The 19,622-nt window shown below is 65.9% G+C and carries 21 protein-coding genes and 1 tRNA gene; 11 read left to right on the top strand and 11 right to left on the bottom strand.

Features of this window, described 5'->3' with window-relative positions; translation table 11 throughout:
• Nucleotides 1-930 carry a phosphotransferase family protein gene (locus AC1DFC_RS24435; protein WP_478180150.1) on the top strand — a complete coding sequence of 310 codons (930 nt, stop codon included), beginning with the start codon at nt 1-3 and terminating at the stop codon, nt 928-930.
• Between the two features lie 221 nt (nt 931-1,151).
• On the opposite strand, the gene AC1DFC_RS24430 is transcribed toward AC1DFC_RS24435, so the two are convergent.
• The 6 genes from AC1DFC_RS24430 to AC1DFC_RS24405 form a co-directional block, all read right to left on the bottom strand.
• Nucleotides 1,152-1,227, bottom strand: a tRNA-Thr gene (locus AC1DFC_RS24430).
• Between the two features lie 25 nt (nt 1,228-1,252).
• Complete coding sequence (locus AC1DFC_RS24425; protein WP_478180149.1) at nt 1,253-2,263, bottom strand: class 1 fructose-bisphosphatase; 1,011 nt, start codon at nt 2,261-2,263, stop codon at nt 1,253-1,255.
• 26 nt (nt 2,264-2,289) lie between these two features.
• Nucleotides 2,290-4,986, bottom strand: coding sequence for an aminopeptidase N (gene pepN / locus AC1DFC_RS24420; RefSeq protein WP_478180148.1), 2,697 nt, complete (start codon nt 4,984-4,986; stop codon nt 2,290-2,292).
• Nucleotides 4,973-5,644 carry an HAD family hydrolase gene (locus AC1DFC_RS24415; RefSeq protein WP_007835554.1) on the bottom strand — a complete coding sequence of 224 codons (672 nt, stop codon included), beginning with the start codon at nt 5,642-5,644 and terminating at the stop codon, nt 4,973-4,975. The genes pepN and AC1DFC_RS24415 overlap by 14 nt, the downstream gene beginning before the upstream one ends.
• Nucleotides 5,644-6,748, bottom strand: a protein-coding gene (gene prfB, locus AC1DFC_RS24410; protein WP_108137465.1) for a peptide chain release factor 2 whose coding sequence is annotated in 2 segments (ribosomal slippage) — nt 5,644-6,666 and nt 6,668-6,748 — 1,104 coding nt in all. Because the reading frame shifts where the segments join, the coding sequence is not laid out codon by codon here. Before prfB ends, AC1DFC_RS24415 begins: the two co-directional genes overlap by 1 nt.
• Before the next feature lie 204 nt (nt 6,749-6,952).
• Nucleotides 6,953-7,765 (bottom strand): MetQ/NlpA family ABC transporter substrate-binding protein, encoded by an 813-nt coding sequence (locus AC1DFC_RS24405; protein ID WP_478180147.1) that lies wholly within the window; start codon nt 7,763-7,765, stop codon nt 6,953-6,955.
• Nucleotides 7,766-8,002: 237 nt separating this feature from the next.
• On the opposite strand from AC1DFC_RS24405, the gene AC1DFC_RS24400 reads away from it, so the two are divergent.
• Genes AC1DFC_RS24400 through AC1DFC_RS24385 form a run of 4 tightly spaced genes read left to right on the top strand, consistent with a single transcriptional unit; the run spans nt 8,003 to nt 10,762 of the window.
• Nucleotides 8,003-8,875, top strand: coding sequence for a methionine ABC transporter ATP-binding protein (locus AC1DFC_RS24400; RefSeq protein ID WP_478180146.1), 873 nt, complete (start codon nt 8,003-8,005; stop codon nt 8,873-8,875).
• Nucleotides 8,868-9,530 carry a methionine ABC transporter permease gene (locus tag AC1DFC_RS24395; RefSeq protein ID WP_007835547.1) on the top strand — a complete coding sequence of 221 codons (663 nt, stop codon included), beginning with the start codon at nt 8,868-8,870 and terminating at the stop codon, nt 9,528-9,530. The genes AC1DFC_RS24400 and AC1DFC_RS24395 overlap by 8 nt, the downstream gene beginning before the upstream one ends.
• A gap of 28 nt (nt 9,531-9,558) precedes the next feature.
• A complete protein-coding gene (locus AC1DFC_RS24390; RefSeq protein WP_007835546.1) occupies nt 9,559-10,386 on the top strand; it encodes a MetQ/NlpA family ABC transporter substrate-binding protein in 828 nt (275 codons plus the stop codon).
• Between the two features lie 25 nt (nt 10,387-10,411).
• Nucleotides 10,412-10,762, top strand: a complete 351-nt coding sequence (locus AC1DFC_RS24385) for a cupin domain-containing protein (protein WP_056519495.1) — start codon at nt 10,412-10,414, stop codon at nt 10,760-10,762.
• Nucleotides 10,763-11,021: 259 nt separating this feature from the next.
• Here the strand turns inward: AC1DFC_RS24385 and AC1DFC_RS24380 are convergent, their stop codons facing one another.
• Nucleotides 11,022-11,951 carry an alpha/beta fold hydrolase gene (locus AC1DFC_RS24380; RefSeq protein WP_007835540.1) on the bottom strand — a complete coding sequence of 310 codons (930 nt, stop codon included), beginning with the start codon at nt 11,949-11,951 and terminating at the stop codon, nt 11,022-11,024.
• A gap of 126 nt (nt 11,952-12,077) precedes the next feature.
• Between AC1DFC_RS24380 and AC1DFC_RS24375 the strand changes: the two genes are divergently transcribed.
• The 4 genes from AC1DFC_RS24375 to AC1DFC_RS24360 are packed head-to-tail and all read left to right on the top strand — an operon-like array spanning nt 12,078 to nt 14,677.
• Nucleotides 12,078-13,139 carry an aldo/keto reductase gene (locus tag AC1DFC_RS24375; RefSeq protein WP_478180145.1) on the top strand — a complete coding sequence of 354 codons (1,062 nt, stop codon included), beginning with the start codon at nt 12,078-12,080 and terminating at the stop codon, nt 13,137-13,139.
• Nucleotides 13,136-13,627 carry an aminoacyl-tRNA deacylase gene (locus tag AC1DFC_RS24370; protein WP_007835536.1) on the top strand — a complete coding sequence of 164 codons (492 nt, stop codon included), beginning with the start codon at nt 13,136-13,138 and terminating at the stop codon, nt 13,625-13,627. The genes AC1DFC_RS24375 and AC1DFC_RS24370 overlap by 4 nt, the downstream gene beginning before the upstream one ends.
• 53 nt (nt 13,628-13,680) lie before the next feature.
• Nucleotides 13,681-14,316, top strand: coding sequence for a glycerol-3-phosphate 1-O-acyltransferase PlsY (plsY, locus tag AC1DFC_RS24365; RefSeq protein WP_007835533.1), 636 nt, complete (start codon nt 13,681-13,683; stop codon nt 14,314-14,316).
• Nucleotides 14,317-14,323: 7 nt separating this feature from the next.
• Nucleotides 14,324-14,677, top strand: coding sequence for a RidA family protein (locus AC1DFC_RS24360; RefSeq protein ID WP_007835532.1), 354 nt, complete (start codon nt 14,324-14,326; stop codon nt 14,675-14,677).
• A 10-nt stretch (nt 14,678-14,687) separates the two neighbouring features.
• Here the strand turns inward: AC1DFC_RS24360 and AC1DFC_RS24355 are convergent, their stop codons facing one another.
• Both AC1DFC_RS24355 and AC1DFC_RS24350 read right to left on the bottom strand, forming a co-directional pair.
• Nucleotides 14,688-15,332: a retropepsin-like aspartic protease family protein gene (locus tag AC1DFC_RS24355; protein ID WP_478180144.1), complete on the bottom strand. Its 645-nt coding sequence runs from the start codon at nt 15,330-15,332 to the stop codon at nt 14,688-14,690.
• A gap of 10 nt (nt 15,333-15,342) precedes the next feature.
• Entirely contained in the window at nt 15,343-15,828 is a 486-nt protein-coding gene (locus AC1DFC_RS24350) for a YajQ family cyclic di-GMP-binding protein (protein ID WP_478180143.1), read from the bottom strand.
• 45 nt (nt 15,829-15,873) lie between these two features.
• On the opposite strand from AC1DFC_RS24350, the gene murB reads away from it, so the two are divergent.
• Nucleotides 15,874-16,926, top strand: a complete 1,053-nt coding sequence (gene murB / locus AC1DFC_RS24345; RefSeq protein WP_007835527.1) for a UDP-N-acetylmuramate dehydrogenase — start codon at nt 15,874-15,876, stop codon at nt 16,924-16,926.
• Between the two features lie 4 nt (nt 16,927-16,930).
• The gene (locus AC1DFC_RS24340; protein ID WP_478180162.1) at nt 16,931-17,773 is read left to right on the top strand and encodes a glycine-rich domain-containing protein; all 843 of its coding nucleotides are present in this window, start codon (nt 16,931-16,933) and stop codon (nt 17,771-17,773) included.
• Between the two features lie 74 nt (nt 17,774-17,847).
• Here the strand turns inward: AC1DFC_RS24340 and argG are convergent, their stop codons facing one another.
• Both argG and ppnP read right to left on the bottom strand, forming a co-directional pair.
• Nucleotides 17,848-19,188 carry an argininosuccinate synthase gene (gene argG, locus AC1DFC_RS24335; RefSeq protein WP_007835524.1) on the bottom strand — a complete coding sequence of 447 codons (1,341 nt, stop codon included), beginning with the start codon at nt 19,186-19,188 and terminating at the stop codon, nt 17,848-17,850.
• 16 nt (nt 19,189-19,204) lie between these two features.
• Nucleotides 19,205-19,528 (bottom strand): pyrimidine/purine nucleoside phosphorylase, encoded by a 324-nt coding sequence (gene ppnP, locus AC1DFC_RS24330; RefSeq protein WP_478180142.1) that lies wholly within the window; start codon nt 19,526-19,528, stop codon nt 19,205-19,207.
• Nucleotides 19,529-19,622: the final 94 nt, after the last annotated feature.

The raw sequence follows: 19,622 nt of genomic DNA, 5'->3' as shown, positions 1-19,622 counted from the left end.
ATGGGCAAGGACTTCTACATACAACCCGACGCGGCCGACCCGGTGCTTGATCCCGACGCGGTGCTCGCGATCGTGCGCATGCATGCGGTGGGCGCGAAGGCCGTCAGGGCCGTCGACGAGAGCGGCGGCGAGGCGCGCACCTATGCGATCGACGACGGCCTGATCCTGAAGGTTCAGCGACCACAACAGCTGCGCCCACGAACGAGCCTGGGCAAGGAGCGTTTCCTGTTGGAGCAGTTGGCAGGCCTGGAGGGCGTACGCGTTCCGCGGGTCCTCGGTGGGGGTGTCGCCGAACCCGGGATCGAGTACACCTTGATGACGCGCATGCCCGGCGTGCCGATGCACTCGGCAAGGCTCGACGGTGACCTCCGCCGGCGTGCGCTGGTTGACCTGGGGCGCATGCTGGGGCGCATTCACGCAATCCCTCAGCGTCCTCTGTTCGAGGCGCGCCTGATTCCTGGCGACCACACGGCGGCCGACGTTCGCACACGGTTCGGTCGCCTCTTCGACGACGCCGTCGCAGCTGTGGCGCGAGCGGCTCAGCCTTGGCCGTTCGCGCTCGACCCGTTGCAGTTGGCGCGTTTCGCGGTGTGCGCATTGCCCGATGCAGACGCCTGGGTGGCCTTGCACAGCAATCCCGGCCCCGAGCACGTCTTCGTCGATCCGCAGACCGGGCAGTTGACTGGCATCATCGACTTCGGCGACGCGTATTTCAGCCACCCGGCGCTCGATCTGCGCCGATGGCCTCGGCCCATCGATCGGGCTGCAGTTCACACCGGGTACTGCAGCGAGGCGAAGATGAGCGACAGCTTCAATCAGACATGGCGCGTGGCCTGCGTGCTCACCGACATGCTCGCCATCGCGCAAGAGCCGGAATGCCGCGCTTCAGGGCTCGTCGAGTTGGAGGAACTTGTCGAGCAGTTGCGCTGACGCCTTCGTAGCTGAACTCGATGCGGCAAACCAAAAGGCCCGCCATCGTTTTGATGGCGGGCCGTTTTTGCATTCGACCGACAAGGAGTCAGGTCGCTGAAATATTGATCCAAGCCGGCTACAACTCGCTGGAACGCGTTGGCGAGTTACTCGCGAAGTGGCCAGCTTGAATTCCGCATAACGAAAAAGCCCGCTACCTTTTGGATAGCGGGCTTTTCAATTGGTGCCGGAGAGATGAATCGAACACCCGACCTTCTCATTACGAATGAGCTGCTCTACCGACTGAGCTACACCGGCGAAGCCTCAGATTATAGCCAAGAAATCAAGCCTTCTCGGCGTGGTACTGGGTCAAGCGCTCAACTTCGTTTCGCGAACCCAACATCACGCTCACCCGCTCGTGCAGTTTGGTGGGCTGCAGATCCAGGATGCGCTGCTTGCCGTTGGTGGCCGCGCCGCCGGCCTGTTCGACCAGCCAGCTCATCGGGTTGGCCTCGTACATCAGGCGCAGCTTGCCGGCCTTTTCGGGCTCGCGCTTGTCCCACGGGTACATGAAGACGCCGCCGCGCATCAGGATGCGGTGCACGTCGGCCACCATGCTGGCAATCCAGCGCATGTTGAAGTCCTTGCCGCGCGGGCCTTCCTTGCCGGCCAGGCACTCTTCGATGTAGCGCTTCATGGGCTCGTCCCAGTGGCGCATGTTGCTCATGTTGATCGCGAATTCCTTGGTGTCGGCCGGAATCTGGATGTCTTCCTGCGTGAGCACGAAGCTGCCCTGCTCGCGGTCGAGTGTGAACATGGCCACGCCGTTGCCCACGGTCAGCACCAGGGTGGTCTGCGGGCCGTAGATGCAGTAGCCGGCGGCCACCTGTTGCGTGCCGGCCTGCAGAAAGTCGCTTTCCTGCACGCCGGGGTGGTCGTCGGGCTTCTTCAGCACGCTGAAGATGGTGCCGATGCTGACGTTCACGTCGATGTTGCTGCTGCCGTCGAGCGGGTCGAACATGAGCAGGTATTCGCCCTGCGGGTAGCGGTTGGGCACCACGTAGATGCTGTCCATTTCCTCGCTGGCCATGGCCGCGAGGTGGCCGCCCCATTCGTTGGCCTCGATGAGCACTTCGTTGGCGATGATGTCCAGCTTCTTCTGGATCTCGCCCTGCACGTTCTCGCTCTCGGCGGTGCCGAGCACGCCGCCCAGCGCGCCCTTGTTGACGGCTTGGCTGATGCTCTTGCAGGCGCGCGCGACCACTTCGAGCAGCAGGCGCAGCTGGCCGGGGATGAGGCCGTCGGCGCGCTGTTGTTCGACGAGATAGCGGGTGAGGGAAATCTTTTGAGCCATGTGTCTTCCGGGTTCGGGTTTCTTCTTCAGTTGCCAGCGAGGGCGCGGGTGACGACCTCGTGGGTGTCCTTGCTCAGGTCGGGCTTGGCGGCCACGCGGGCGATGGCTTCGCGCGCGGCGCTGCGGTACGGCTCGGCCAGCTTGCTCCAGCGGTCGAGTGCGCGGGCGAGGCGGGCAGCCACTTGCGGGTTGATGGCGTCGAGCTCGATCACGCGCTCGCTCCAGAACACATAGCCGGCCGCGTCGGGGCGGTGGAATGCGCCGGGGTTGGCGCTGCAGTAGCTGAAGATCACGCTGCGCGCCCGGTTCGGGTTCTTCAGCGAGAAGTCGGGGTGCTTCATCAGCTGCTTCACCAGCGGCAGGATGTCGCCGCCGCGGTCGCTGGCGCCGGCCTGCAGCGAGAACCACTTGTCGATGACCAGCGCCTCGTCCTTGAAGATGGCGTGGAAGCGCGCCAGTGCCTGCGCCGCCAGGGTGTGGCCCGACGATACCAGCGCGTTGAGCGCGTTGAAGCGGTCGGTCATGTTGCCTGCGTCCTTGAAGCGCTGCAGCGTCTTGCCCGGCCACACGGCGTCGCCCGAGGCGCGCGCCGCCAGGCACAGGAAGTTGAGCGCCATGCCGGCCAGCGCGCGTCGGCCCGACGAGGTCGGGTCGGGGCTGTAGGCGCCGGTGTCGTGGTGCTCTTCATAGGCCCACTGCCAGTCGGCAAAGAGGGCGGTGGCCAGCTGGGCGCGCATGGCTTCGCGCACGAGGTGCACGCGCTGCGGGTCGACCACGTCGAGCTGTTCGGCAATGTAGGTTTCCGACGGCAGCGTGAGCACCAGTTCCTTGAAGGCGGCGTCGAGCTGCGGGTTGCGCAGCACGCTGCGCATGGCGTCGATGTAGGCGTCGTTCAGCACCGGCGTGGCGTCGGTGGCCAGGGCGGCAATGCCCTGCAGCGCGGCGCGCAGGCCCAGCCGCTGGCCGGCTTCCCAGCGGTTGAACGGGTCGGGGTCGTTGGCCAGCAGGGTGAGCAGTTGGGCGTCGGTGTACTCGAAGTCGAGGATCACCGGCGCGCTGAAACCGCGCAGGATGGAAGGCACCGGCTCGGCGTCCAGGCCGGTGAAGGTGATCTGCTCGCCGGCGCGCGACAGCACCACGGTGCGCGTGCCGTGCGTGGCTTCGCTCTCGCCTTCGAGCTGCAGGGGCAGTTCGCGGCCGCTGCTGGCGTCGAGGAGGCCGACGTTCAGCGGAATGACGAAGGGCTCCTTGGTCGGCTGGCCCGGCGTGGGCGGGCAGCTCTGCACCACGCTCAGGGTGTAGCTGCGGCTCTGCGCGTCGTACACGCCGTGGGCCGCGAGGCGCGGCGTGCCGGCCTGGCTGTACCAGCGTTTGAACTGGGGCAGCAGGCGGGCCAGTTCCGAATCGGGGTTGGCGTCGGCAATGGCCTGCGCGAAGTCGTCGCAGGTCACGGCCTGGCCGTCGTGGCGCTCGAAGTAGAGGGTGATGCCGCGCTCGAAGCCCTTGCGGCCGACCAGCGTCTGCATCATGCGCACCACCTCGGCACCCTTCTCGTAGATGGTGACGGTGTAGAAGTTGCTGATCTCGATGTAGCTGTCGGGCCGCACCGGGTGGGCCATCGGGCCCGCGTCTTCCGGGAACTGGGCGGTGCGCAGCACGCGCACATCTTCGATGCGCTTGACGGCGCGGGCCGAGGCGTCGGCGCACAGGTCCTGGCTGAATTCCTGGTCGCGGAAGACGGTGAGGCCTTCTTTCAGCGAGAGCTGGAACCAGTCGCGGCAGGTGACGCGGTCGCCGGTCCAGTTGTGGAAGTACTCGTGGCCGACCACGCTCTCGATGTTGCTGTAGTCGGCGTCGGTGGCGGTGGCCTGGTTGGCCAGAACGTACTTCGTGTTGAAGATGTTCAGGCCCTTGTTCTCCATGGCGCCCATGTTGAAGTCGCTGGTGGCCACGATCATGAAGCGGTCGAGGTCCAGCGGCAGGCCGAAGCGGGCTTCGTCCCACAGCACCGAGTTGATGAGCGAGTTCATCGCGTGCTCGGTCTTGTCGAGGTCGCCGGCGCGCACGTACACCTGCAGCAGGTGCTCCTTGCCGCTGCGCGCGGTGATGCGCTGCTCGCGTGCCACCAGCTTGCCGGCCACCAGGGCGAACAGGTAGCTGGGCTTCTTGAACGGGTCGACCCACTTCGCGAAGTGGCGGCCTTCGGGCAGGTCGCCCTGCTCGACGAGGTTGCCGTTCGACAGCAGCACCGGGTAGGCGGCCTTGGCGGCGCGCAGCGTCACGGTGTACATCGCCATCACGTCCGGACGGTCGAGGAAGTAGGTGATGCGGCGGAAGCCCTCGGCCTCGCACTGCGTGAAGAAGGTGTCTTCGCTCACGAACAGGCCCATCAGCTTGGTGTTCTTGATGGGGCAGCAGGTGGTGAAGATTTCGAGCTCGAACGCGTCGGGCAGGCCGTCGATGACGAGCTGGTCGCCTTCCATGCGGAACGACGCACCCTGGCCGTTGACGAGCACGCGCGCCAGGTTCAGTTCGTCGCCTTGCAGGCGCAGCGGCTCCAGCGGCACTTCGGGGTTGCGGCGCATCTGCATGCGGTTGAGCACGCGGGTCTTGGCGGGGTCGAGGTCGAAGGTGAGGTCGACGGTGTCGATCCAGTAGGCCGGAGCGGCATAGTCTTCGCGGCGAATGGCAATCGGTTGCCCTTGAGCGTCACGCAACATCATCGAGTGTCTCCAGAAAATTCGAATGGGCGAGTTCGTCGTAGTCGCGAACCGCGGCAATCACATGGGGGCCGGCAAGCTCGGCGGCGGTATGGGTGCTGCATACGGCCACGGCACGCATGCCGCCGCGGCGGGCGGCTTCGATGCCGAAGGGCGCGTCTTCAAAAACGATGCAGCGTTCGGGCGCAACGCCGATGCGGCGTGCAGCTTCGAGAAAGATGGCGGGCGTGGGCTTGCCGCTGAAGCCTTCATCGCCGCCCACTATGGCCAGCGGCAGCGGGTCCATCTTCAGGCGCGACATGGCGAACTCGATGTTGTGCCTGTCGCCGGCCGTGCCGACCGCCACCTTCAGCCCGCGCGCGACAGCCGCCTTGGCAAAGGCGGAGAAGCCCGCCACTTCGGTGAAGTTGTCGCTGAACATGGCGCGGTAGATTTCTTCTTTCTCGTGCACCAGCACCTGGCACTCGGCGTCGGAGAGGTCACGCTCGAACAGCTCGCGCATGCACTCGGTGCCGGTGCGGCCCGTGGTGCGCGCGAGGATGTCGCTCACGTCGAGCTTCAGCCCGTGGCGCGCCACGAACTCCACCCACGAGCGCGCATGCCAGGGCATGGAGTCGATCATGGTGCCATCCATGTCGAAGATCAGCGCTTCGACCTTCATCAGACGCCTTGCTTCAGAGAGGCTTCGATGAACACGTCGAGATCGCCGTCCAGCACCTTCTGCGTGGCCGAGACTTCGACGTTGGTGCGCAGGTCCTTGATGCGGCTGTTGTCCAGCACGTAGCTGCGGATCTGGTGGCCCCAGCCCACGTCGGTCTTGCTGTCCTCGAGCTTCTGCTGCTCTTCCTGGCGCTTGCGCATCTCGTGGTCGTACAGGCGCGAGCGCAGGCGCTTCCACGCCACGTCGCGGTTGCTGTGCTGGCTGCGGCCGTCCTGGCACTGCACCACGATGCCGGTCGGGATGTGCGTCAGGCGCACGGCCGAGTCGGTCTTGTTGATGTGCTGGCCGCCGGCGCCGCTGGCGCGGAAGGTGTCGGTGCGCACGTCGGAGGGGTTGATCTCGATCTCGATGGAATCGTCGATCTCCGGGTACACGAAGATGCTGGCGAAGCTGGTGTGGCGACCGCCCGACGAGTCGAACGGCGACTTGCGCACCAGGCGGTGCACGCCGGTCTCGGTGCGCAGCAGGCCGAAGGCGTAGTCGCCCTCGACCTTGATGGTCGCGCCCTTGATGCCGGCGGTGTCGCCGGGCGTTTCGTCTTCGATCTGCGTCTTGAAGCCCTTGCGCTCGGCGTACTTCAGGTACTGGCGCAGCAGCATGCTGGCCCAGTCGCAGGCCTCGGTGCCGCCGGCGCCGGCCTGGATGTCGACGAAGGCATTGAGCGGATCGGCCGGGTTGTTGAACATCCGGCGGAATTCGAGCTGCTTGATGTCGGCTTCGAGCGTGGCGGCGTCATCGGCAATGGCCTGCAGGCCGTCCATGTCGCCGTCTTCCTTCGACATCTCGAAGAGCTCGGTGTTGTCCGAGAGCCCGTTGGTGAGCCGGTCGAGCGTGACGACCACGTCGTCGAGCGACTTCTTTTCCTTGCCCAGTTCCTGGGCCTTCTTCGGGTCGTTCCAGACGTTCGGGTCTTCGAGCGATGCGTTGACTGTCCTCAGTCGTTCAGCTTTGGCATCGTAGTCAAAGATACCTCCGTAAATCGACCGTACGAACGCTCAGGTCCGCGAGCATTGCGCCGATTTGGTTGATCTGTTCTGCGTCCATGGGGTGTCCTGACTGTGAGGGTTGGTGTTCGGGGGGAACCCGACATTTTCTCACGCTCCGAAAACCCGCCTTGCGGAGGCCCTGTATTGCTCCTTCCCCCTCTGGGGGRAGGCTGGGATGGGGGCGGGCAGGGCGCTCCATGGATGCGCCGCCGTGCCCCCACCCCAACCCTCCCCCAGCGGGGGAGGGGGAAATACCCCGAAATCAGAACGCGGGGATCAGCGAACCCTTGAACTGCGTCTCGATGAAGTTCTTCACCTCCGGCGACTGGTAAGCCGCCACGAGGCGCCTGGCCCAGGGCTTGTCCTTGTCGGCGCGGCGCACCGCGATCAGGTTGGCGTACGGGCTCTTGGCGGCTTCCTTGATGACGGCGTCCTTGTTCAGCGACAGACCCGCCTTCTCGGCGTAGTCGTTGTTGATGGCGGCGATGGTCAGGTCGTCGAGCGAGCGCGGCAGCTGGGCTGCGTCGAGCGCCACCAGCTTCAGCTTTTTCGGGTTGGTCACCACGTCGAGCGGCGTGGCGGTGTTGTTCTTCACCGCCTCGGGCTTCAGCGTGATGAGGCCGGCGGTCTGCAGCAGCAACAGCGCGCGGTTGCCGTTCGACGGATCGTTCTGGATGCCGACCGCCGCCCCATCGGGCAGCTGGTCGATCGATTTGATCTTGCGCGAGTAGAAGCCCAGCGGCGCGGTGATGGTCAGGCCCACCGGCACGATGTCGAAGCCGCGCGCCTTGTTCTGGTTGTCCAGGAAGGGCTGGTGCTGGAAGGCGTTGGCGTCGAGGTCGCCCGAGGCCAGTGCCGCATTGGGCAGCTGGTAGTCGTTGAACACCACGACCTGGATGTTCAGGCCGTCCTTGGCGGCGACCTTCTTGACCACCTCGAAGATCTGCTCGCCGTTGCCGACGGAGACACCGACCTTGAGCGTGTTCTTGTCCTGCGCGAAGGCGGTGTTGCCGGCAAGGAGGGTGGCGGCGAGCGCGGCCAGGGCGAGGGTGCGGCGGCGGAAAGTGCTGTGCATGTCGTTGTGCGAAATCAAAAAAATGAAGGCGCGAATGTGGCATTGCGGACGCCGTTTGGAAACGAACCAATGCGCATATCTATATGGCGCATTGGTTTACACGTTCGTGCCCTTATGTGTTCTGAGGCATAAGCAAGCACCGATTTGTTCGTTCCCTTTCGTTGCCTTTCTTTTCATACTCGACACCTTTTCGCGAACCTCCGCGACCTGCGCGCTGCGCGGGCCGCGCTTTTCTCCATGACCCAACCCACGCCTGACTCGGGCCGCGACATTCACGCGGCGCCAGTCATCCGTCTTCAATCGGTGCAGAAGTCCTTCGCCTTGCCCAACGGCGAGGTGTTCGACGCCGTGCAATCGCTGTCGCTCGACATCCAGCAGGGCGACGTGTTCGGCCTGATCGGCAAGAGCGGCGCCGGCAAGTCCACGCTGCTGCGTCTCATCAACCTGCTGGAGTGGCCCGATGCGGGCAAGGTGCTCGTCGGCGGGCGCGACCTCACCACGCTCTCGCGCCGCGAGCTGCGCGACACGCGCCAGAACATCGGCATGATCTTCCAGCAGTTCAACCTGCTGCAGAACGCCACGGTGTTCGACAACGTGGCCTTCCCGCTGAAGATTCACGGCCGCCACTCGAAGGCCGAGATCGATGCCCGTGTGCGCGAGTGCCTGGCGCTTGTGGGCCTGGCCGAGAAGATCGACACCTACCCGGCCCAGCTCTCGGGCGGGCAGAAGCAGCGCGTGGCGATTGCCCGCGCGCTGGCGCCGCGCCCGCAGGTGCTGCTGTGCGACGAGCCCACCTCTGCGCTCGACTCGGAAACCACGCGCTCGCTGCTGGAGACGCTGCGCGACATCAACCAGAAGATCGGCGTGACCATCGTGATCGTCACGCACGAGCTGTCGGTGGTCGAGGTGCTGTGCCGCAACGTGGCCATCCTCGAGAAGGGCCGGCTCGTGGAGCAGTTCGCGATCGATGCACCGAGCGAGGAGCGCAAGACCGCGCTGGGCCGCGAGATCGACGAATTGGTGCGTCGCCGCGAACGCGAGGCGCGCCTGCCGGTCGTGCCGCGTCCGGCTTCGGTGCAGCGCAACGCGCTGGAGGCGGCCTATGTTTGAGAACATCGCCCCCATCCTCCCGGAGCTGTGGGTCGCCACCGGCCAGACTTTCATGATGCTGGCCATCGGCCTCTCGGCCGCGGTGCTCATCGGCGGGCCGCTGGGCATCCTGCTGTTCCTGCTGGGCCCCGGCCAGTCGCTGGAGAACAAGCCCGCGTTCCTGGTGCTCAACTGGCTGGTGAACACGGTGCGTTCGTTCCCTTTCATCATCCTGCTGGTGGCCTTGGTGCCGTTCACGCGGGTGATTGCGGGCACGTCGATCGGGCCGCTTGCGGCTGCGGTGCCGCTGTCGTTCGCGGCCATTCCGTACCTGGCGCGGCTGGTCGACCAGTGCCTGCGCGAAGTGCCGCGCGGCGTGATCGAGGCGGCGCATGCCATGGGCGCGACCGAGCTGCAGATCGTATGGCGCGTGCTGCTGGTCGAGGCACGTTCGGGCCTGGTGCTGGCGCTGACGGTGCTGGCCGTGAGCTTCCTCTCGTACTCGGCTGTGGCCGGTGTGGTGGGCGGTGGCGGCATCGGCGACCTGGCCATCCGCTATGGCTACTACCGTTTCCAGACCGACGTGATGGTGCTCACCGTGGCGCTGCTCGTGGTGCTCGTACAGATCCTGCAATTCGTGGGCAACACCACGGCGAGCAGGCTGGACAAGCGTTGATTCTTTTTTTCTCAGCTTTCCCTATCCCATGAAAACCGCATTCCTGCGCCGTTCCGTTCTCGCCCTGTCCCTGGCTGCCGTCTCGCTCGGCGGGCTCTCGTTGCAGGCCCACGCGCAAGACCCCGCCAAGAAGAACCTCGTAATCGGCGGCACCGCCGGCTCCAACGCCGACCAGCTCAAGGCCGGCATCGTGCCCATCCTCGAGAAGAAGGGCTACAAGGTGAAGCTGGTCGAGTTCAACGACTACGTGCAGCCCAACCTCGCGCTGGCCCAGGGCTCGCTCGACGCCAATTTCTTCCAGCATCAGGTCTACCTGAAGAAGTTCGCGGCCGACCAGAAGCTCGACCTGGCCGAACTGGTGCAGGGTCCGATCGCCCCGATGGGCGTGTATTCGACCAAGCGCAAGACGCTGGCCGACGTGAAGGAGGGCGACCGCGTGACGCTGCCGAACGACCCGAGCAACCTGGCCCGAGCGCTGGTGCTGCTGGAGCAGAACAAGCTGATCACGCTCAAGCCCGGCATCGACGTGTTGCGCTCGACGGAAAAGGACGTGGCCGAGAACCCGAAAAAGCTGAAGTTCATTCCGCTCGAAGCCGCGCAACTGCCGCGTTCGCTGGGCGACACTGAGTACGCCATCGTCAACGGCAATTTCGCGATCTCGTCGGGCCTGAAGCTCACCGAAGCCGTGGTGCTGGAGAAAACGCCGGACTACTATCTGAATGTGGTGGCCGTGAAGACCGCCGACAAGAACACGCAGTGGGCCAAGGACATCGCCGAGGCCTACCGATCGAAGGAGTTCAAGGCGGTGGTCGACAGCAAGTTCCAGGGCTACGCCAAGCCCAGCTTCCTGCAGTAACTTCGCAGACAACAAAGGACGCCCCATGCCAGTGCTCGCCGTATTCGATGCCCAAGGAAGCTGGCGCGACACGCATGTGTGCGACGGCTGGATCACCGAGCACCTGGCCGGGCAGGGCGTGAGTTGGGGGCGTGGCAAGAAGAAGGGGCAGCGCATGCTGGAGAGCGCCGGGCTGTTCTATGTGCCGACCGCCGACGGTTACCTGGGGCTGCTTGTCGAGGCCGGCGAATGGGTGTCGGTGCCGGACGGCAAGCCGCACTTCTTCGATGCGGGCGAGGTTGAGTCTTTCGACGCCTTGCCTGCTTCGTTGCCGCTCTTCGAGGCTTTCGTCGAAGAAGTTCTCTCGCTGACGGGCAACGACGCTGACGAAGAGTAGAGGCGGCGGCGCGGGTGTGGTGCGCTCTTGTTCAGGGCGCGTGCACAGGCCGCCGGGTACTGCCCACCGCGAATGTCCCCCCGGCCTTCCGCCGCCTCCTTTCTTTATTTCGCTGCGGGGAGCGCCCGACGCCCTGTGCACCTGGGCACGCTGCCGGTGCTTGCCGATCAACGGAGGCTCTGAACGATCACGTCGATTGTCGCGGCGCAGATGGACAGCCTCGACAGCGAGCCGAGCCGCGGCTGAACAAGAGGCGGGCTCAGGCCGCCAGGAACGCTTCGATCATCCGCGCCACGCGCTGCGGCTGGTCGTGGTGCAGCATGTGGCCCGCGTCTTCGAGGCGCTCGATGCGGCTGTTGCCGACCGACTTCAGCCGTTCATGGAATTCGTCGAGCGTGAAGCGGTTCTTCCACCAGCCCTGCAGGCTGTCGTCCGCGGCCTCGACCATCAGCAGCGGTGCGGTGATGCGCGCATACAGCGCAAGCGTTTCGTCGACCCGGAAGATGTGGGCGTTGACGATCTTGTGCGCCGCCTCGCCGAGGATCTGCCAGCGCTCACCGCCATCGGGCTGCGCGTGGTGGGCCGCCCAGTGGCTGGCGAGCCACTGGGCCTTGTCGGGCGTGAGGCGCGGGTTGGTCTTCATGAGGCGGCGCGCGACGCCGTCCACGGCCGAGTAGCTGGCCAGCGCCATCTCGCCGCGGTGCAGGCGCTTGAGTTCGTCGATCCACTGGCCGTAGCGCGCGGGCGCTTCCTCGGGCTTGCGCGCGGGCATGCCGAAGCCTTCGAGGTTGACGAGGCGGCGGATGCGCTGGGGCCGCACGCCGGCGTAGTGCATGGCGACGTTGCCGCCCATGCTGTGGCCGACGAGATCGACTTGCCGTGCGTTGTCGCCCTCGCCGGCGTAGTGGTCGAGCAGCCATTCGAGGTCGGCCAGGTAGTCGGCGAGCCAGTAGTTGTCGACGCCGCCACCGTCCGTGAGGCCGAAGCCGCGCCAGTCGGGAGCGATGATGAAGCGCTCCTGCTCCATTGCATCGACCACGAACTGCCACGACGCCGCCACGTCCATCCAGCCGTGCACCAGCACCAGCGGCGGTCGCGCATCGGAGGGCTGGCCCCAGAGGCGCACGTGGTAGCTGAGGTTGCGCACGGGCACGAATTCGCTGCGGGAGGGGCGGAGGACTTGGTACATGGGCGCCGATGATAAAGAGGCCTTTGTGCTGACGCAGTCCGGCGCACGACAGCCGGCCGCCACGGAATGCCCGGGTTTTGGTGCAACGGCCAGCGGGTTGCGGGTCGGGGCGGTAGCATCCCGCGCATGAAAAAGATCCAACTTGGTCAAAGCGACCTGCACGTCACTCCGATCTGCCTCGGCACGATGACCTTCGGCGAACAGGTCGACGAGCCCACCTCCCACGCCATCCTGAGTCGCTCGCTCGAGCGCGGCGTCGACTTCATCGACACCGCCGAGATGTACTCGGTGCCCGCGCGCAAGGAAACCTACAGCGTCACCGAAACCATCATCGGCAACTGGTTCGCCGCCAACCCCGGCGCGCGCCAGAAGCTGGTGGTCGCGACCAAGGTGGCCGGCCCGTCGCGCGGCATGCCCTGGGTGCGCGAAGGCAATGGCATGACGGCGGCCGACATCGAGGCCTCGTGCAACGCCAGCCTGAAGCGGCTGAAGACCGACGTCATCGATCTCTACCAGATCCATTGGCCGGAACGCCACGTACCGATGTTCGGCAACATCTACTACGACCCGGCGAAGGAAACATCGCAGACTCCGATCCAGGAGCAGCTCGAAGCGATGGGCAGGCTGGTGAAGGCGGGCAAGGTGCGCGCCATCGGCCTGTCGAACGAAACGCCCTACGGCGTGCACGAGTTCGTGCGGCTGGCCGAGCAGCACGGGCTGCCGCGCGTGGCGACGGTGCAGAACGTGTACAGCCTCATCAGCCGAGGGCATGAGAACGCGCTGGACGAGACGATGCACCGGCTGGGCGTGTCGCTGCTGGCGTATTCGCCGCTCGCCTTCGGCCTGTTGACGGGCAAGTACGACCGGAGCGGCATCGAGGGGCCCGATGCGCCCAAGGGCGCGCGGATCTCGAGCTATGAATCGGTGCGCAAGCAGCGCTGGGGCCGTCCCGATTCGCTGCGTGCGGCCAGGCGCTACAACCAGCTGGCACGCGACAACGGCCTGACGCCGACCCGACTGGCGCTGGCCTTCTGCTACACGAAGTGGCAGGTGGCGAGCACGATCATTGGCGTGACCTCGTTGGCGCAGCTGGAAGAAGACCTGGACGCGTACAGCACCACGCTGTCGCCCGAGATCCTGGCGGAGATCGACAAGATCCGCTGGGAAATCCGCGACCCGGCGGCGTGAGCAAGAAGACCCACGTGTCCGAAACGCCCGCAACGCAGTTGTTGCGGACGCACAAGGTCGCGTTCACGGAGCATCCCTACGAGTACGTCGAGCACGGCGGTGCGCAGCGCGGCGCCGAGATGCTCGGGCTCGACCCGTTCACCGTCATCAAGACGCTGGTGATGCAGGACCAGGACGCCCGGCCGCTGATCGTGCTGATGCACGGCAACCGCACGGTGTCGACCAAGAACCTCGCGCGGCAGATCGGCGCCAAGTCGGTCGAGCCCTGCAAGCCCGAGGTGGCGCAGCGGCACAGCGGCTACATGGTGGGCGGCACGTCGCCGTTCGGCACGCGGCGCGAGATGCCGGTGTACGTGGAGGCCACCGTTCTCGAACTGCCGAAGATCGTGCTCAACGGCGGGCGCCGGGGCTACCTGATCGGCATCGATCCGCAGGTGTGCGTGGCGCTGCTGGGCGCGAAGCCCGTGCAGTGTGCGCTGGCAGAATAGCCGGCGGCGGTCGTCGCCGGATAGAACAACAACCATCTCCGCGGAGCGCCGCCTTGAGTTTCAACTTGCCTTCCCTCATCGCCATCGTGGCGTCGTACCTGATCGGCTCGCTGTCCTTCGCGGTCATCGTGAGCAAGGCGCTCGGCATGGCCGATCCGCGCAGCTATGGCAGCAAAAACCCCGGCGCCACCAACGTGCTGCGCTCGGGCAACAAAGGCGCGGCGTTGGCCACTCTGCTGCTCGATGCGCTCAAGGGTTGGGTGCCGGTGTTCTTCATCCACCGGTTCGGCGCGCAATGGGGGTTGGGGGAGGATGTCGCCGCCCTGGCCGGCCTGGCTGCGTTCCTCGGCCACCTTTACCCGGTGTTCTTCGGCTTCCAGGGCGGCAAGGGCGTGGCCACCGCGGCGGGCGTGCTGGTGGGCATCGCGCCCTGGCTGGGGCTGGCGACCGGCGCCACGTGGCTGATCGTCGCGGTCTTCTTTCGTTACTCGTCGCTGTCGTCGCTGGCGGCCGCCTTCTTTGCGCCGGCTTACTATCTGATTGGCGGCGGCATTGCGTGGCCACTCGACCGCACGGTGCTGGTCGCGATCATCGTCATGAGTCTGCTGCTGATCTGGCGGCACCGCGAAAACATCCGCCGGCTCGCGGCCGGCACGGAGTCGAAACTCGGCTCGAAGAAAAAGGCTTGAAAACACCATGGCTTCCATTACCCGCTTCCACGTCGGTCCCCGCCTTTCCGAGACGGCCGTGCACAACGGCACCGTCTACCTCGCGGGCCAGGTGCCTGACGACACCACCCAGGACATCCGCGGCCAGACCACGCAGGTGCTGGCCATGGTCGACCGCCTGCTGGCCGAGGCCGGCAGCGACAAGTCGCGCATCCTCATGACGCAGATCTTCCTGGCGGACATCACCGACATCACCGCCATGAACGAGGTGTGGGACGCGTGGATTCCGGCCGGCAATACGCCGCCGCGCGCGACCGTGCAGGCCAAGATGGCCAATGCGGCCTACAAGATCGAGATCGTCGTAACGGCCGCGCAGGCCTGACACCGGGGCTTCAATAGCGTTTTTCGAGGACCATCTGGTCCGCGTCGCGCCGCATCGAGAAGCGATTGATGAAGCTGTTGCCCAACAGCACGAAAGGCATGGCCTGCGGTGAGACGATGGCGTCGATGTCGTAGACCTCGACGTCGCCCACGCGCACCGATTGCAGGCGCAGCCGGTAGCCTTGCGCCTGCCCGTTGGCGGTGTTCATCACGACGCGCTGGCCCTTGCTGTAGTCGAGCCCGATGCGCAGGGCATCGTCGGCCGACAGTGCGATCGACGTGGCGCCCGTGTCGAGCATGAAAGTGACGGGCCGGCCGTTGATGGCGCCCTGTGTCATGAAATGCCCGCGGCTGTCTGCCGACAGCACGACGCGGCTGCCCCCACCGCCCGTTCCACTCCCGCCACCGATGCTGACCGGCGTGTCCATGCGCAGGTTGACGCGCTTGCCATCGAGTTCGACCACGGCCTGCTCGGCCTGCAGCGACACCAGTTTCACGCCCTGGTAGCTCTCGCCAACCGCGATGGTCTTGGGCGGGTTGCCGTTCACGATCAGGATGGCGCGGCTGCCGATGCTGCCGGTCAGGGTCACCGAGCCGGCGGCGTGCGCCACGGCAGCGGCAGCCAGCAGCTGCGCTGCGACGATGAGCGCTTTCATGCGGCCGGGCTCAGTCGCGGAAATTGTTGAACGTGAGCGGCATGTCCGGCACGTCCTTCTTGATGAGCGCCATGGCGGCCTGGAGATCGTCGCGCTTGGCGCCGGTGATGCGCACCGCGTCGCCCTGGATCGCGGCCTGCACCTTGAGCTTGCTGTCCTTGACGATGCGGGTGATCTTCTTGGCCTGCTCGCTCTCGATGCCGCTCTTGATCTTGATGACCTGCTTGACCTTGTCGCCGCCCATCTTCTGGACGTCGCCCTTGTCGAGGAAGCGCACGTCGACGCTGCGCTTGGTGAGCTTGCTGCGCAGGATGTCTTCCACCTGCACGAGCTGGAACTCGGCGTCGCCGATCATGGTGATTTCCTTGTCCTTGAGTTCGACGGCAGCGGCCGTGCCCTTGAAATCGAAGCGCGTTGCGATCTCCTTGRCGGTGTTCTCGACCGCGTTCTTCACTTCGGGCAGGTTGGGCTCGCAGACGGTATCGAAGGACGGCATGGACTCTCTCCTGAATTCACTTGGGCTGGATGCGACAATTCTCCCATGATCGTGGAGTCCAACGTCCCGCTGCAGCCCTACAACAGCTTCGGCATCGTCGCGCGTGCGCTGCATCTTGTGCGCATCGCCAGCGAAGCCGACCTGGTCGCGCTGCACGCCGACGCGGCATGGCGCGATGCGCCCCGTTTCGTGCTGGGCGGCGGCAGCAACATCGTGCTCACGGGCGACGTCAAGCCGCTGGTGCTGAAGATCGAGATCAAGGGCCTGCGGCTGGTGGAAGAAACCCCGCGCGCCTGGATCGTCGAGGCCGGTGCCGGCGAGAACTGGCACGACGCCGTCGAATGGATGGTGCGCAGCGGCTACCCGGGGCTCGAAAACCTGGCGCTGATTCCGGGCACGGTGGGCGGCTCGCCGGTGCAGAACATCGGCGCCTACGGTGTCGAACTGCAGGACCGCTTCGAGTCGCTCGACGCCTACGACCTGGAAACCGGCCGCAGCTTCACGCTCGATGCCGCGCAGTGCGCCTTCGGCTACCGCGATTCGGTGTTCAAGCACGTGCGCAGCGGCCCGAACGACTTCGGGCTGGCGGGCCGGGCGGTGATCACCCGGGTGCGATTCCGTTTGCCCAAGCCGTGGAAGGCCGTAGTCGGCTACCTCGACCTGGAGCGCAAGATGGAAGAAACCGGCAACTTCACGCCGGACGCCCAGGACATCTTCGACTGGATCTGCGCCATCCGCCGCGCCAAGCTGCCCGACTGGCGCGTGCTGGGCAACGCCGGCAGCTTCTTCAAGAACCCGACGGTCACACCCGAGCAGTGCGCTGACATCATTGCGCGTGACCCGAAGATCGTGCACTACCCGATGGCCGACGGCAGCATCAAGCTTGCGGCCGGCTGGCTCATCGACGCCTGCGGCTGGAAAGGCAAGTCGGTGGGCAATGCCGGCGTGTACGAGCGGCAGGCGCTGGTGCTGGTCAACCGCGGCGGCCGCGAGAACCCGGTGACGGGCGGCGAGGTGATGACCCTGGCCAAGGCCATTCAGACCAGCGTGTACGAGCGCTTCGGCATCCGGCTGGAGCCGGAACCGGTGGTTGTCTGACGGCATGGATCTCGACTTCCTGCACCTGAACTTCCGCCGCCGCATCGGCGCCCTCGTGTGGGCCCGGCGGGCGGTGCCGCTCGTCGCGCTGGCCGCCGTGTTCCTGGGTTCGCGCCGCTGGGGTTCGGTGGTGGCCGTGATCGTGGTGGCGCTGCTGTTCTCGGCGGTGCTCAAGTTCCTCGAAACCAGCCTGCGCCGCCAGTTCATCCGCGAGGCCCGGCTGCCGCCGTTCCTCATCGGCAAGCTGCGCGAGGCGCATCCGCAACTGAGCCGGCGCGACGCCGAACTGGTGCTGCGCGGCCTGCGCCAATTCTTCATGTCGCACCTGCGCAGCGACCGCAAGTTCGTCGCCATGCCTTCGAAGGTGGTCGACACGGCGTGGCACGAGTTCATCCTGCACACGCAGGGCTACCAGAACTGGTGCAAGGCGGCCTTCGGCGCCATGCTGCACCACAGCCCGGCCGAGGTGCTGGGCAAGGACGCGCGGCGCAACGACGGCCTGCGCCGCACCTGGTACTGGGCCTGCAAGGAGGAGAGCATCGATCCGCGCAAGCCGGCGCGGCTGCCGCTGCTGTTTGCGCTGGACATCAAGTTCGCCATTGCGGGCGGCTTCCACTACGTGCCCGATTGCCGGGCGGTCGAGCGGCATATCGGCTCCGATGCCCAGTGCGGTACCAGCTTCGGCGAATCGTCATCGTCGGATGGCGGCAGTGCGGGCGATGCGGGCGGGTTCGGCGGCAGCGAATCGAGCAGCAGTGGCGGGGATGGCGGCTCCGGCGATGGCGGGGGCTCGTCCGACGGCGGGGGCGGGTGTGGCGGCGGCTGCGGCGGAGGCGGCGGAGACTGACACCCGCGCACCAGGAAAACGGGCCCCGAGGGGCCCGTCGTCGTTTCTGCCTCCGAGGAGACAGGGCGCTGCGATCAGCTCGCGTCGCCGTCGTTGGCCAGCTTCGGCAGCGAAGCACCTTCGCTCGACGACAGCAGGCCGACCTGCGTGTAGATCGCGAGCTTCTCGCGCGTATCGACGATGTCGAGGTTGCGCATCGTGAGCTGGCCGATGCGGTCCAGCGGCGTGAATGCGCCCTCGACCTTTTCCATGCTCAGGCGCTCGGGCTTGTACGTGAGGTTGGCCGACTCGGTGTTCATGATCGAGTAGTCGTTGCCGCGGCGCAGCTCGACCGTCACTTCGCCGGTGATGGCGCGTGCCACCCAGCGCTGCGCCGTCTCGCGCAGCATGATGGCCTGCGGGTCGAACCAGCGGCCCTGGTAGAGCAGGCGGCCGAGCTTGCGTCCGTTGTCGCGGTACTGCTCGATGGTGTCTTCGTTGTGGATGCCGGTGACGAGGCGCTCGTAGGCGATGAACAGCAGCGCGAGGCCGGGAGCCTCGTAGATGCCGCGGCTCTTGGCCTCGATGATGCGGTTCTCGATCTGGTCGCTCATGCCCAGGCCGTGGCGGCCGCCGATGCGGTTGGCTTCGAGGATCAGGTCGACCAGGTTCGAGTAGCGCACGCCGTTCAGCGCGACGGGCACGCCTTCCTCGAAGCGCACCGAGACGGTCTCGCGCTTGACTTCGACTTCGTCCTTCCAGAAGGCCACGCCCATGATGGGCTGCACGATCTGGATGCCGCTGTTCAAGTGCTCGAGGTCTTTGGCCTCGTGCGTGGCGCCGAGCATGTTCGAATCGGTCGAGTAGGCCTTCTCGGCCGACATCTTGTAGGCGAAGCCGGCCTTCTGCATGAACGCCGACATCTCGGCGCGGCCGCCCAGCTCGTCGATGAAGACCTGGTCGAGCCAGGGCTTGTAGATCTTGAGGTTGGGGTTGGTGAGCAGGCCGTAGCGGTAGAAGCGCTCGATGTCGTTGCCCTTGTAGGTGCTACCGTCGCCCCAGATGTGGACGTCGTCTTCCTTCATGGCCGACACCAGCATCGTGCCGGTGACGGCACGGCCCAGCGGCGTGGTGTTGAAGTAGGTGACGCCGGCGGTGGTCACGTGGAAGGCGCCGGCCTGCAGCGCGGCGATGCCTTCGTTGGCCAGTTGCACGCGGCAGTCGATCAGGCGGGCGTTCTCGGCGCCGTAGAGCATCGCCTTGCGCGGGATCTCGTCGTAGTCGGGCTCGTCGGGCTGGCCGAGGTTGGCGGTGTAGGCGTAGGGGATCGCGCCCTTGTTGCGCATCCAGTGGAGCGCCGCGCTGGTGTCCAGGCCGCCCGAGAAGGCGATGCCGACCTTCTGGCCGGCGGGTACGTTTTGGAGGATGGTCGACATGTCAGGAGGTCCGGTTTCAGCCGAAGTGGCAGATGTAGCTGTAGGGCTCGCCGGCCACGCGAATCTGGAAGCTCGAATTGCCCGGCACGTTGAATTTCTGGCCCGGACCCGAGGCGATCCATTCGGTGCTGCCCGCGAGCTGGTATTCGCAGCTGCCGCCGGTGCCTTCCATGATTTCAGGCGCGCCGGTGTTGAAGGTGAGGGTGGACGGCAGGATCACGCCGACCGATTTCTTCGTGCCATCTGCCAGCGTGAGGCTGTGGCTCACGCATTTGCCATCGAAATACACATTGGCCTTGGTGGCCACTGCGGCGCTGTTGAGGGTGTCGGTAGTCGTCATTGGATGGCGCCGGCGCGGGAGCGGTCGGCAAATCGAGGAAGCACCGCACCAGCGGCGCACCCGTCAAGGGTTGGAAAAGTCCTCGATTTTAGGG

It is taken from the genome of Variovorax sp. 10L421, assembly GCF_056395365.1.
This window is presented reverse-complemented; position numbering and strand designations above follow the sequence as displayed.